The organism is Streptomyces sp. CA-250714, assembly GCF_050936705.1.
Lineage (GTDB): Bacteria > Actinomycetota > Actinomycetes > Streptomycetales > Streptomycetaceae > Streptomyces.
In genome coordinates this window covers 1899380-1911885 of record NZ_JBNJMI010000002.1, presented here as the reverse complement: position 1 = coordinate 1911885, position 12506 = coordinate 1899380, and the positions used below count along the sequence as shown (strand labels likewise).

The window sequence follows — 12506 nt, the reverse complement described above, 5'->3', positions numbered from 1 at the left end:
CCGGCGCGCCGTGCCCGGTCCCCGGTGCCGGGCACGGCGCTTTTTGAACTGACTGGTCAGTCCAAAGTATGCCGCAGACGTGGGCTCGTACGCCAACCGGCCCCGCCGCCGGGCCGATCGCCCCGGCGCCTCGTCGCACCGCACGGCGTTTGCGCAGGTCAAGCCGATTGTCAGTGGCATGCGACACGATGTGCCCATACGACCGGTTCCTGAACCGGCATCAGCCGACGGGAGGTTGATTCACGTGATGCGACCTTCTCGGGGAGCGCGCCCCGTGCCCCCGCAGCCGACAGCGCAGCCCGCCAGCCACCCCGACCCCACCCGCGACGCCCACGACATCCACCCCGTGCTCCGCCGGGCCACGGCCCCGCCCGCCGCGCTCGACCTGCTCGCCCAGGCTCAGCACGGCCTCGACGAGGCGGCCGCCATGGAGACCGCCAACGAGCGGTACGCCACGGCCCACCTCGCCGCACTGCGCACGGCCGCCGCCGTCCTCGCCGTCCGCGGCAGGCCCGAGCTCGAGCCGGCCCGCAAGCGCGGAGCCGGTCCGCGCCGGGTGCGGCGCCCCGCCATCCGCAGCGCCTGGGAGGTGCTGCCCGAAGTCGCGCCCGAACTCGCCGAGTGGGCCGCCCTCTTCGCCTCCGGCGCCGCCCGCCGCGCCCGCGCCGAAGCCGGCATAGCCGGCGCCGCGACCTGGCGCGACGCCGACGACCTGGTCCACTACGCCGGGATGTTCCTCCGCCTCGTCGAGCGCCTGCTCATCACCCAGCCCGCCCTCCCCCACCCCCGCACGACCACCACCGACGAACCCCCCTCCCCAACCTGGAACCGGCGAGCGGGATGAGCGGCCAGGGGAACGCGCCCCGAAGGGGCGCGGGGAACTGCGCGACCAGCCACAAACTCACCCGCACTCCGCAAGCAACGGCCAGGGGCACCCCCTCCTCGGCCTGGGCCCGGCGGGCGGGATGAGCGGCCAGGGGAACGCGCCCCGAAGGGGCGCGGGGAACGGCGCGATCAACCACAACGACCCGCACCCCGCAAGCAACGGCCGGGGGCACCCCCTCCCCGGAACAACGGAGGGACGGGCCCAAGATCCGCCGACCACAGCCGGAGGCAATAAGGTGGGAACCGCCCGTCCCTGAGCCGAGGAGCACCGCATGTCCCGCCCCAGCGCAACCCTCCGGACCGCAGTGGTCTGGGACGTCCTCAGGGGAGCTCTCGACCAGCGCGCCAAACTGGCGGACCGCGCCGAGCTGGAGGTCCTCGACACCGGAGGCGGTACCGGCAACTTCGCCGTGCCCGTCGCCCGGCTCGGCCACCGTGTCACCGTCGTCGACCCCAGCCCGGACGCCCTCTTCGCGCTGGAGCGCCGCGCCGCCGAGGCAGACGTCGCCGACCGGGTGCGCGGCGTCCAGGGCGATGTGCGCGGCCTCTTCGACGTGGCCGAGCGCAGCGCCTACGACGTGGTGCTCTGCCACGGCGTCCTGGAGTACGTGGACGACCCGGCCGAGGGCCTCGGCAACGCCGTCGCCGCGCTGCGCGAGACCGGCGGCACGCTCAGTGTGCTGGCCTCGGGGCTGGGTGGAGCCGTGCTGGCCCGCGCGCTCGCCGGCCACTTCACCGAGGCCCGGCACGCCCTCACCTCGCCCGGCGGACGCTGGGGCGAGGGCGACCCCATGCCCCGCCGCTTCACCCCCGAGCAGCTCACCGCGCTGGTGACCAGCACCGGCCTCGAAGTGATCTCCGTACACGGCGTACGGGTCTTCGCCGACCTGGTGCCCGGCGCGCTCGTGGACACCGAGCCGGACGCGCTGGAGGCGCTTGCCAGGCTGGAGGCCGCCGCCGCCGAGCTGCCCGACTTCCAGTCGGTCGCCAGCCAGCTGCATGTGCTGGCCGAGGTTTCCCCTCGCGCGCCCATGGGCACCGTCGGCTGACGTCTCCCGCGTTTGTCCGGCGGGGGGCGCTCGTGCCGCGCGGCAGGGGCGCTCGCGTTGTGCGGCGAGGGCTCTGTTCACGACCGCCCGATCATCCGCTACGCGCCGTATGATCGAGGCACACCGTCCGGCATGGCGGAAAGGTGGTGCGGGAATGAACGGAACACGCCGTCGGCACCCCCGTCCGGTATATCGGGTGTGGTGGGAGGAATTGGCGTAGAGGGGCGGGTTTCACGGGGGCGATTCCCTGCCTATCCTGAAAGAGTCGCATCCGGTCGCCCCCGCGACCGACGAGTAGGAGGACTCCGTGCCGCTCTCTGAGCACGAGCAGCGGATGCTCGAGCAGATGGAGCGAGCGCTGTACGCCGAAGATCCCAAGTTCGCGACAGCGCTCGAGGGAAGTGAGCTGCGCCGGTACACCCGCAAGCGGGTCTACCAAGCGGTTGCGGGCTTTCTGGTGGGTATCGCGCTCCTCATGGCCGGAATGGTCGCTCAGCAGATCTGGATCAGCGTCGTCGGCTTCCTGGTGATGCTGGGGTGCGCTGTCCTCGCGGTGACAGGGTGGCGGAAGGCCCCCAAGCAGGGCGAGGGACAGACCGGCGGCCAGCCCGCGCAGGGGTCGGGGTCCGGATCGGGTCGCCGACAGCAGCCACGGAGCCGCAAGTCGATGATGGCCCGCATCGAGGAGCGCTGGCAGCGCCGCCGCGACGAGGGCCACCACTGACGCGGAGCGCGCCGACGCGGACGCCGCACCTGTCTCCTCTCGCTCCCGCCGCCCCCGGCCCCTTCGTCCGCCGCAGCGGTGACCAGCCATGACGTAGCCCGGCGGTGCCGAACTCACCGATAGAGGTGGATTCGGCACCGCCGGGCTACGTCGTTCCGTGTCCCTACGTCGTTCTGCGTCCGCGCTGCTTCGTTTCGCGTTTCTACGTCGTTCGGTGTCCGCGCTACGTCGTTCCGCGCCCGGGCTGCGTCGTTCCGCGTCGAACTCTCGCCGTGCCGCACCGGGGAGACCGCCCCCCCCGCCCCGCCCGGTCACTTCGCGAGGCGGGGGCGGGTGAGCGCGCGGGTCCAGCGGGCCCGCATGGCGCGTGCCCGGCGGCGGGCGGCCCACAGGAGGCGGGCCGTCGAAGGGGGCAGGAGGAGGGCGCGGATCCGCACGGTGCGGGGGGCGGCGGCACGCAGCCCGGCGTGGATGCGGCGGACCTCGTCCGCGATCCCGGGGGCGGCCCCCGGGGCGGGCGCGTACAGCACCTGCTCGACCGCGAGCGCCACCCGTTGCACCGCCTCGGCGTCGTCCGGCCGTAGCTGACCGATCCGGGCCAGCCGCGCGGCGGCCGTCCGCGGGGTCGCGGAGTCCTCGGGCAGGATCCCGTGGTCCCACCCGGTGTCGAGGAGCTCGTGCCAGGCGGCCAGCACCGCGTCAGGACCGCCAGGGCCCGAGCCCGGGACCCGTAGCCGCCGGGAACGTCTGCGCATCCGCAGCAGCATCGGCAGCAGCAGCAACCCCAGCACCGCCACACCTGCGGCGCCGACACCGGCGATGGTGCCCACGGGCGGCCCCTGCGCCGAGTTCCCCGCGTCGGGGAGCGGGGCCGCGGCCCCGCACTCGGGATCGGCCCGCTTCTCCTGGGCCGAGCACCGGTCGGACGGCGAGGGGCTTGCCGAGGGCTGGTCGTCCTGGCTCCGGTCGGGTAGCTCCTCGCCCGGGTTCTCGTCGGTGTCCGGCGAGTCCGGCTGGGCGTAGGGCGGGGTGGTGCCCCGCGTGGGGGTGGGCTCGAAGCGGGTCCAGCCCACCCCTTCGAAATACAGCTCGGGCCAGGCGTGCGCGTCCTGGAAGCCGACCTCCATCTTGCCGTCGCCGCGCGCCGTGCCCGGGGTGAAGCCGACCGCGACCCGGGCCGGGATGCCCAGGGTGCGTGCCATCGATGCCATGGCGAAGGAGAAGTGGACGCAGAAGCCCTCCTTCTGCTTCAGGAAGTCGGCGATGGCGTTGGCGCCGGTGCCGGCCTCCACCTCGGTGTCGTAGCTGAACCCGCCCTTGTCGGCGAACCAGTCCTGGAGCAGCACGGCGCGGTCGTAGTCGTCCTTCGCGCCGCGGGTGACCTTGCGTGCCGTCTTCGGTACGACGGACGGCAGTGAGTCGGGGACCGCGGTGTACTCGCGCTGGAGCGCGGGCGGCGGCGCGGGGGCGTTCCGCAGCTGCTCGGCGGTGGGCTGGACGCTGAGGCTGTCGACGCTGTAGCGGAGGCCGCGGGTGGTCTGCTTGTCGTAGCCGACGATGGTGCGGCCCTCGGGCTCGAACCGCCATTTGCCGTCGACCTGCACCCGGCTCGCGGGGTACGGCATCGGGAGCCAGTCCTGTGCGTACGCGTCGCTCGCCTGGATGGTGCTGCTGACCGTGCGGGTCCGGATGTCAGGGCCCAGGCCCCGTGGGGTGGGCAGCGGGTTCGGGATCTCGCCGATGCGCCGTTCGGAAGGCTTCCACTGGGCGCCGTCGAACTTGTCGAGTGCGACGATCCGCAGATAGAGCTCCTCGTCGTCGCTGTCCGTCGAGTAGGTGAGTGCGGTGCGGTTCTGCGGCTGGTTGAGGCTGTTCTTGAGGGCGACGACCGGGTTGACGGCGGAGACCGTGCCGCCGCCCTTGTTGCCGCCGCCTCCACCGCCCGAGCCCACGTCCTCCAGCAGCCCGCCGCTCAGCGAGGGCAGCGCGGCCGGTACCACCAGTGAGAGGCCCAGCGCCAGCACGCCGATCCGCCGTCCGGTGCGTACCGGCGCCAGGGCGGGGCCGCCGATGCTGCCCGGCTGATGCGGTGCCGCACCCGGCCGGGCCCGGTCGGCGAAGACGCGGCCCCACTGCGACAGCCGCTCGCGCCCCTCCGCCAGCAGGAGCAGCAGATAGCCGCCCGCGGCGCACAGGAACCACAGCCAGCGCGCACCGCCTTGGGAGAGCCCGGCGGCCACCGAATACAGGGCCAGCAGCGGCAACCCGGCGGGGGCCGCGCTGCGGTAGGTGACCGCGACCATGTCCACCAGCAGGCCGATGACGAGGACGCCGCCGACCAGCATCAGCCGGATGCCGTCGGTGAGGGGCGCCGGTATCGCGTACCTGCTCACGTCCTGGATGCCCTGCTCGAACAGCGTGCCGAAGTGCTGGAGGCCCGCCGGACTGGGCAGGAAGCCGGCCGGCGCGTACTCCCGTGCGAAGACGACGGTGAGCAGCAGCAGCGAGATGACGGCCTGTGCCAGCACGGTCACCGGCCGGGCCAGCGGCACCCGGCGGGTTGCCGCGCCCACTCCGGTCTGTACGGCGGTCAGCAGCGCGGCCTGGAGCAGCCAGGTCGCCGGGTCCACCAGCGGCAGCAGCGCGCAGGACGCGGCCAGGGTCGCCAGCGCGGCGCAGCATGCGAGCCTTCCCCGTCCACTCATCGTCCCAGCCCCTTGGTGCTGTCACTGTCGGCTTCCTGCCACAGCGTGGCCAGCGATGTTCCCGGCCCGCCGGGCAGCGCTGTCCACCCGGCCTCGCGCAGGGCGCGCAGCGGGGCTTGTTCGCTATCGGGCGCGGCCTGCGCGCCGCCCGCGTGCTGCTGCCCGGCGGGACCGGCGAGGAAGGCAACGGCGCGGTTGGAGCGCTGCCGCATCCGGCCGACCGTGAGCGCCTGCTCCTCGTCCAGCGCCCCGAGGAACGCGATCAGCAGTCCCTCGTTTCCGGTCGTCCCGCCGCGCAGCGCGTCATAGGCGCCGGACAGCCCCTGCTCGTGCGAGTGCTCGACGACGGCGAGGGTGTCCAGGAGCAGCCCCGCAGTGTCCGAGGTGTCCGAGAGGAAGCCCCCGCTCTCCGGGCCCGGTGCGGCGGCCCCGGTGTCGGTCAGCAACCGTACGGAGTAACCCCGCTCCAGCAGATGCATACAGACGGAGGCGGCGGCCGCCACCGCCCACTCGAAGGGGGAGTCGGGCCCGGCGCCGGGGAAGGCGGCACGGCGGGTGTCCAGCAGTACGGTGCAGCGGGCCTGCTGCGGCTGTTCCTCGCGGCGCACCATCAGCTCGCCGTAGCGCGCCGTCGACCGCCAGTGCACCCGGCGCAGGTCGTCGCCGTGCCGGTAGCCGCGCGGGATCACATCGTCGTCCCCGGCCAGCGCCAGGGCACGCTGCCGCCCCTCGCCGTAGCCGCTGGTCTCGCCGGCCAGCCGCGCTGCCGGCAGGGCTTCGACGGGCGGTACGACGGTGAGGGTGTCGTACGAACTGAAGGAGCGCGTCAGCTCGCACATCCCGAACGGGTCCGTCAGCCGCAGCTGGAGGGGGCCCAGCGGATAGCGTCCGCGCAGGTCGGAGCGGACCCGGTAGGAGACCTCGCGCCGCCCGCCGGGCTCCACCCGGTCCAGGACGAACCGGGGGCGCGGACCGAGCACGTACGGGACCCGGTCCTGCAGCATCAGCAGCCCGGTGGGCAGCCGCGAGACGTTCTCGATCCGCAGCTTGACGCGCGCTTCCGAGCGGGCCGGAACCCGGGAGGGCGACAGCTTGCGGTAGCCGGCGACCCGGTAGCGGGTGCGGTGCAGCACCAGCACGCACACCAGCGGCAGCACCGCCAGCAGCACGCCGACGCGCAGCAGTTCGTCCTGTCCCAGTACGTACGCGCACAGCGCCGCCGCCACCCCGGCCGCCAGGAACGAGCGGCCGCGGGTGGTGAGCCCGCCGAACGCCAGCCGCAGCGAACCCCGGCGCTCCGGCCGGCCCCGGTCCTCGTCGGCGCTGCCGGGACCACCGGCCGCGCCCGCGCCGTAGGGCCCCGCACCGTACGGCCCCGTACCGCTCTGCGGCGCCGCGCCGGGGGCCGGTGGTGCGCTGGGGGCCGGTCCGTAGGCCATCAGTAGCCCCGGGGCTGCCCGGTCTGCGGCCGGCCCATCGGGGGGTGCTGTCCGGGTGGTGCCGGGGGCTGTCCGTAATCGCCCGGCGCGCCCGGCGCCCCGGGGCCGCCCGGTGCCGTTCCGGGTGCCGAGGGGCCGGGGCCGATGGCGGGTACGGGAACCCGTTGCAGGATCTCGGCCACCACTTGCTCTGCCGTACGGCGGTTCAACTGCGCCTGCGCGGTGGGCAGCAGACGGTGCGCCAGCACCGGTACCGCCAGCGACTGCACATCGTCGGGCAGCGCGAACTCGCGCCCGGCCAGTGCCGCCGACGCCTTGGAGGCCCGCAGCAGATGCAGCGTCGCGCGCGGCGAGGCGCCCAGCCGCAGCTCGGGGTGCGACCGGGTGGCGGCCACCAGTTCGACCGCGTATCGCCGTACCGCGTCCGATACGTGCACGCCCCGTACGGTCTCGATCAGCTTGGCGATGTCGTGTGCGTGCGCCACCGGCTGGAGGTCGTCCAGCGGGGAGGCGCCGCCGTGCACGTCCAGCATCTCCAGCTCGGCGGCCGGGCTCGGATATCCGATGGACACCCGCACCATGAACCGGTCGCGCTGGGCCTCGGGCAGCGGGTAGGTGCCCTCCATCTCCACCGGGTTCTGGGTGGCGACCACCATGAAAGGGTCGGGCAGTTCGTAGGTCTGCCCGTCGATGGTGACCTGGCGCTCCTCCATGGACTCCAGCAGCGCGGACTGGGTCTTGGGGGAGGCGCGGTTGATCTCGTCGCCGATCACGATCTGCGCGAAGACGGCTCCGGGCTTGAACTCGAAGTCCTTGCGCTGCTGGTCGTAGACGCTGACTCCGGTGATGTCGGAGGGCAGCAGATCGGGGGTGAACTGGATGCGGCGTACCGAGCAGTCGATGGCCTTGGCCAGCGCCTTGGCGAGCATCGTCTTGCCGACGCCCGGCACGTCCTCGATCAGCAGGTGCCCCTCGGCGAGCAGCACCGTCAGCGAAAGCCGGACGACTTCGGGTTTTCCCTCGATCACCGACTCGACACAGCGGCGCACCTCGCCCGCTGTGGCGCTCAGATCGCTCAGGTTCGCCCGCTCGTCATAGGTCGTCACCGGCCCTCCTCGGCCCCATCCCCGTTTGCCCGTTCATACGTGCCCGCTGCGTACGCGCCCGCGTCCGCTCCACCGGGCCCTGCTGTGTGCGCTGTTGCGTATTCTTCACGGCGACAGGGCCTTCCGTCACTCTCCCGGGTGTTCCGGGCAGCGGCCCCCCCCCAAGAGCCGGACCGGCTCGGGCCGGGCTCAGGCCGGGGCGATCTCGCGCAGCAGGCCCGTCGTCACGTCGAAGACGAAGCCGCGTACATCGTCCCGGTGGGGCAGGAACGGTGAGGTCCGTACGCGTTCGATCGACTGACGCACGTCCTGGTCCAAGTCCTTGAAGGACTCGACAGCCCAGGACGGCCGCTGGCCCACTTCCAGTTCCAGCTCGTGCCGGAAATCCTCGGTGAGATTGAGGAGTCCGCAGCCGGTGTGGTGGATGAGCACCACGGAGCGGGTGCCCAGCGCGCGCTGGCTGATGGTGAGGGAGCGGATGATGTCGTCGGTGACGACGCCGCCCGCGTTGCGGATGGTGTGACAGTCACCCAGCTCCAGGCCGAGCGCGGCGTGCAGGTCCAGGCGGGCGTCCATGCAGGCGACAACGGCCACCTTGCGGACCGGGCGGGCGTCCATCCCGGGGTCGGTGAACTCGCGCGCGTAGTCCTGGTTCGCTGCGACGAGGTCATCGATCACGGTCGGTGCGGGCTGGGGCCGAGGCGCAGATATCGACATGTGTACGACGTTAGACGCTTCCGGGGTGGGCGGCCTGTCCGGAGGGTGGCGAAAACGGGCGGCTCGCCGCGGTGTGAGGTAACCCACAGGGCCCTCGGCGGCCTTCCTGGTCCGGCGCACACCGTGGTCACCCGTCAGGTGTCAGCCGCTGTCAGGATGGCCGTGATCCCGTAGGTGGACGCGCCTGGTCCCGTAGTTGACCGAGGGGACGAGTGGACTAAAGTGACGCGAAGTGGGAGGCGACGAACGCTCCCCAAGGACCCCGATTCCCCTCGCGTGCGCGGGCGCGCACGTGCGGCTCGGCCTCCTCCCGCTCCCGGCCTCCGGCGCCCGCTCGGCGCGGGTGGCCGCTCCCCTTCGAGCGGGCGGGGACCAAGGAGCATGTGCACGGTGCCCGCCAGATCTGAGAGGGCACAGTGACCACCAACGAGCGGCCCATCGGCGAACTCCACAGCCCGGTCATGCTCCGGCGCACCCTGGACCTGCTCGCCCCCGCCCTCGCCGAGCCCGGCGCGACCGTCGTCGACTGCACCCTCGGCCTCGGCGGCCACAGCGAGGCGCTGCTGGCCACCTTCCCCTCGGCCCGCCTCATCGGCCTGGACCGGGACACCGCAGCGCTCGAGCTCGCGGGCGAGCGGCTGGCTCCCTACGCGGACCGCGCCACCCTGGTGCACGCCGTCTACGACGAACTGCCGGAGGTGCTGGCCCGGCTGGACGTCCCCCGCGTCCAGGGCGTGCTGTTCGATCTCGGCGTCTCCTCGCTCCAGCTGGACGAGGCCGACCGCGGCTTCGCCTACGCGCAGGACGCCCCGCTGGACATGCGCATGGACCAGACGAAGGGGCTCAGCGCCGCCGAGGTGCTCAACACCTACCCGCCCGGCGACCTGGTGCGCATCCTGCGCTCCTACGGCGAGGAGAAGCAGGCCCGCCGGATCGTCGAGGCCATCGTCAGGGAACGCGCGAAGGAACCGTTCACCCGCAGCGCCCGGCTGGTCGAGGTGATCCGGGACGCCCTGCCGCAGGCCGCCAAGCGCACCGGCGGCAACCCGGCCAAGCGGACCTTCCAGGCGCTGCGGATCGAGGTCAACGGGGAGCTCGCGGTGCTGGAGCGGGCGCTGCCCGCCGCACTCGACCTGCTCGCCGTGGGCGGCCGGATGGTGGTCCTGGCGTACCACTCGCTGGAGGACCGGCTGGTCAAACAGCTGTTCGCCACCGGTTCCCGCAACTCGGCCCCGCCAGGACTGCCGGTCGTACCCGAGCAGTACCAGCCCCGGCTGCGGCTGCTGACCCGCGGCGCCGAGCTGCCCACCGACGAGGAGATCGCCGAGAACCGCCGGGCCGCACCGGCCAGACTGCGGGCCGTCCAGCGCATCAGGGAGGCGCCATGACCGCCCGCCGCACGAGGGAGGCGACATGACCGCACAGCAGCGCATCGCGCGGCTGGCCAGACTGATGCCCGCCGGGAACACCCCGGCGGCCCGCGCCCCGTTCGTCCTGCTGGTCGTCCTGCTGCTGGGCAGCGGACTGCTGGCCCTGCTGCTGCTGAACTCCGCGCTCAACAAGGGCTCCTTCCAGCTGGAACGTCTGGAGAAGGAGACCGAGGAGCTGACGGACCAGCAACAGGCCCTCCAGCAGCAGGTGGACGGCTACGCGGCCCCCGGCGAGCTGGCCGAGCGCGCCCGTGAGCAGGGTCTGGTGCCGAGCGGCAACCCCGTCTTCCTCAACCCGGACGGCACCGTGCGCGGCAAACCGGAGAGCGCGCCCACCGAGGACACCGAGCAGGTGGGCCCGTGACGGAGCGTCCCCGCGAGCCGGGCCGCGGCGCCCGCCAGACCCCCCGCCAGGCACCGGACCAGGGCCGGGCCCAGGCGCCGGGCAAGGGCCGCACCGCCGACCGGAGCCAGGAGGACAACCCGCGCCGCGTGCCCCGCCCCGGCCGCCCGGCCGCGTCCCGTACGACATCCCGTACGACGTCCAAGAGCGCCCGGCCGCCGGCGGCTCGGCGTGGCGGCGGTGCCCGCCCTCCGCAGGGCGGCGGGTCCGCTCCGCTGCGGCTGGTGAACCCGCGGCCCCGGCTGCGGCTGGTCGCCGTCGGGCTGACGCTGGTCATCCTGGCCTTCACCGTACGGCTGCTCCAGGTGCAGGCCATCGACGCGAGCGCCTACGCGGACAAGGCCGCGGTCAACCGCTACATCACCGTCCCGCTGGCCGCCGAGCGCGGCGCCATCACGGCGCGGGACGGCTCCGCGCTGGCGAGCACGGTGGACGCCTACGACATCACAGCCGACCCGTATCTGTTCAGCCCCAAGCAGACCAAGATCAAGGATGCCCCCGAGCGGGCCGCCAGGATCCTGGCGCCCCTGCTGCACAAGGACCGGGCGGAACTGGCCGCAAAGCTCTCCCGGCCGGGCACCCGCTACGTTCTGCTCGCCCGCCAGCAGACCCCGCAGACCTGGCGGAAGATCAAGAAACTCAAGGCGGGGCTCGCCGCCGAGTCCGCAGCGGCGCCCAAGGGCGAGAAGCCCAATGTGCTGGCCGGGATCTACCAGGAGAAGCACGCCAAACGCGTCTACCCGAACAAGGAGCTGGCCGCCCACGTGCTCGGCTTCGTCAACTCCGACGGCAAGGGCGGTGCCGGGCTCGAGGCGATGCTGAACGACAAGCTCGTGGGCGAGAACGGAAAGATCACCTACGCCCAGTCGGGCGGCCGCCAGGTTCCCACCGTGAGCGCCCGCGAGCAGGCGGCCAAGCCGGGTTCCGACATAGAGCTCACGCTGGACCGGGACATCCAGTGGTCGGCCCAGCGGGCCATCGCCGACCAGGTGTCCACCTCGCACGCCGACAGTGGCTACGTCATCGTCCAGGACACCAGGACCGGCCAGCTGCTCGCCATGGCCAGCGCGCCCGGGTTCGACCCGAACGACATCCGCGGCGCGAAGGTCGACTCCTTCGGCAACCCCGCGGTCCAGGACGTCTACGAGCCCGGCTCCACCAGCAAGGTCATGTCGATGGCCGCCGTGCTGGAGGAGGGCAAGGCCACCCCCACCACGGCCGTCACCGTTCCCAACCGGCTCAAGCGCGCCGACCGCGCCTTCGCCGACGACGTCGACCACCCCACCTGGCACCTGACCCTCAACGGCGTACTGGCCAAGTCCAGCAACATCGGCACCATCCTCGCCACGGAGCAGCTCGGCAGGACGCAGCGGCAGGCCAACAAGGTCCTCCACCACTATCTGCGCGAGTTCGGCATCGGCCGGCCCACCGGGCTCGGCTTCCCCGGCGAGACCGACGGCCTGCTGTCCAAGCCCGGCAAGTGGAGCGCCTCCCAGCAGTACACGATCCCCTTCGGCCAGGGCCTCTCCCTCAACGCCGTCCAGGCGGCCTCCATCTACTCCACCATCGCCAACGGCGGCGAGCGGATCGAACCGACGGTCGTACGCGGCACCACCGGACCCGACGGGCACTACGAACCCGCCGCGCCGCCCGAGAAGCGCCGGGTCGTGAGCGAGAAGACCGCCAGGACCCTGTCGCGGATGCTGGAGTCCGTGGTGGGCGACATGGAGGGCACCGGCACCACCGCGAAGATCCCCGGCTATCGCGTCGCGGGGAAGACCGGTACGGCCAACCGGGTGGACCCGAAGACCGGCCGCTACCACGGCTACACCGCCTCCTTCGCCGGGTTCGCGCCCGCCGACAAGCCGCGTATCACCGTCTACTGCGCTGTCCAGAACCCCAAGAAGGGCAGCTACTTCGGCAGCGACGTGTGCGGCCCCGTCTACAAGAAGGTCATGAAGTTCTCCCTCAAGAGCCTCCAGATCCCCCCGACCGGGGCGAAACCCGCGCGAATCCCCGTACTCGCGGGGAAGGGCCGGAACGGCTGA

10 protein-coding genes are annotated in these 12506 nt (G+C 72.9%); 6 read left to right on the top strand and 4 right to left on the bottom strand.

The genetic code is table 11. From position 1 onward, the window contains the following. The first annotated feature begins 274 nt into the window (after positions 1-274). From ACQEU8_RS27470 to ACQEU8_RS27460, 3 genes are all read left to right on the top strand, one after another. Positions 275-844, top strand: a complete 570-nt coding sequence (locus tag ACQEU8_RS27470) for an SAV_6107 family HEPN domain-containing protein (RefSeq protein WP_433105688.1) — start codon at positions 275-277, stop codon at positions 842-844. 313 nt (positions 845-1157) lie between these two features. After that, a complete protein-coding gene (locus tag ACQEU8_RS27465; RefSeq protein ID WP_433105686.1) occupies positions 1158-1934 on the top strand; it encodes a methyltransferase in 777 nt (258 codons plus the stop codon). A 307-nt stretch (positions 1935-2241) separates the two neighbouring features. Continuing rightward, positions 2242-2658 (top strand): DUF3040 domain-containing protein, encoded by a 417-nt coding sequence (locus ACQEU8_RS27460; protein WP_433105684.1) that lies wholly within the window; start codon positions 2242-2244, stop codon positions 2656-2658. A 311-nt stretch (positions 2659-2969) separates the two neighbouring features. Here the strand turns inward: ACQEU8_RS27460 and ACQEU8_RS27455 are convergent, their stop codons facing one another. The 4 genes from ACQEU8_RS27455 to ACQEU8_RS27440 form a co-directional block, all read right to left on the bottom strand. After that, positions 2970-5363, bottom strand: coding sequence for a transglutaminase TgpA family protein (locus ACQEU8_RS27455; protein WP_433105682.1), 2394 nt, complete (start codon positions 5361-5363; stop codon positions 2970-2972). Beyond that, complete coding sequence (locus tag ACQEU8_RS27450; protein WP_433105680.1) at positions 5360-6802, bottom strand: DUF58 domain-containing protein; 1443 nt, start codon at positions 6800-6802, stop codon at positions 5360-5362. Before ACQEU8_RS27450 ends, ACQEU8_RS27455 begins: the two co-directional genes overlap by 4 nt. After that, the gene (locus ACQEU8_RS27445; RefSeq protein ID WP_433105678.1) at positions 6802-7908 is read right to left on the bottom strand and encodes an AAA family ATPase; all 1107 of its coding nucleotides are present in this window, start codon (positions 7906-7908) and stop codon (positions 6802-6804) included. Before ACQEU8_RS27445 ends, ACQEU8_RS27450 begins: the two co-directional genes overlap by 1 nt. A gap of 189 nt (positions 7909-8097) precedes the next feature. Then, positions 8098-8625 (bottom strand): beta-class carbonic anhydrase, encoded by a 528-nt coding sequence (locus ACQEU8_RS27440; RefSeq protein WP_433105676.1) that lies wholly within the window; start codon positions 8623-8625, stop codon positions 8098-8100. Between the two features lie 461 nt (positions 8626-9086). Here ACQEU8_RS27440 and rsmH point away from each other — a divergent pair, with 461 nt between their 5' ends. Genes rsmH through ACQEU8_RS27425 form a run of 3 tightly spaced genes read left to right on the top strand, consistent with a single transcriptional unit; the run spans position 9087 to position 12506 of the window. Continuing rightward, positions 9087-10013 (top strand): 16S rRNA (cytosine(1402)-N(4))-methyltransferase RsmH, encoded by a 927-nt coding sequence (gene rsmH / locus ACQEU8_RS27435; RefSeq protein ID WP_433108752.1) that lies wholly within the window; start codon positions 9087-9089, stop codon positions 10011-10013. A gap of 25 nt (positions 10014-10038) precedes the next feature. Further along, a complete protein-coding gene (locus ACQEU8_RS27430) occupies positions 10039-10419 on the top strand; it encodes a septum formation initiator family protein (RefSeq protein ID WP_433105674.1) in 381 nt (126 codons plus the stop codon). Beyond that, a complete protein-coding gene (locus ACQEU8_RS27425; RefSeq protein ID WP_433105672.1) occupies positions 10416-12506 on the top strand; it encodes a peptidoglycan D,D-transpeptidase FtsI family protein in 2091 nt (696 codons plus the stop codon). The genes ACQEU8_RS27430 and ACQEU8_RS27425 overlap by 4 nt, the downstream gene beginning before the upstream one ends.

Bases quoted from the DNA above. Each gene is read 5' to 3' on its own strand.
- ACQEU8_RS27465 (WP_433105686.1), top strand. From the start codon at position 1,158: ATGTCCCGCCCCAGCGCAACCCTCCGGACCGCAGTGGTCTGGGACGTC.
- ACQEU8_RS27455 (WP_433105682.1), bottom strand. From the start codon at position 5,363: ATGAGTGGACGGGGAAGGCTCGCATGCTGCGCCGCGCTGGCGACCCTG.
- ACQEU8_RS27450 (WP_433105680.1), bottom strand. From the start codon at position 6,802: ATGGCCTACGGACCGGCCCCCAGCGCACCACCGGCCCCCGGCGCGGCG.
- ACQEU8_RS27440 (WP_433105676.1), bottom strand. From the start codon at position 8,625: ATGTCGATATCTGCGCCTCGGCCCCAGCCCGCACCGACCGTGATCGAT.
- rsmH (WP_433108752.1), top strand. From the start codon at position 9,087: ATGCTCCGGCGCACCCTGGACCTGCTCGCCCCCGCCCTCGCCGAGCCC.
- ACQEU8_RS27430 (WP_433105674.1), top strand. From the start codon at position 10,039: ATGACCGCACAGCAGCGCATCGCGCGGCTGGCCAGACTGATGCCCGCC.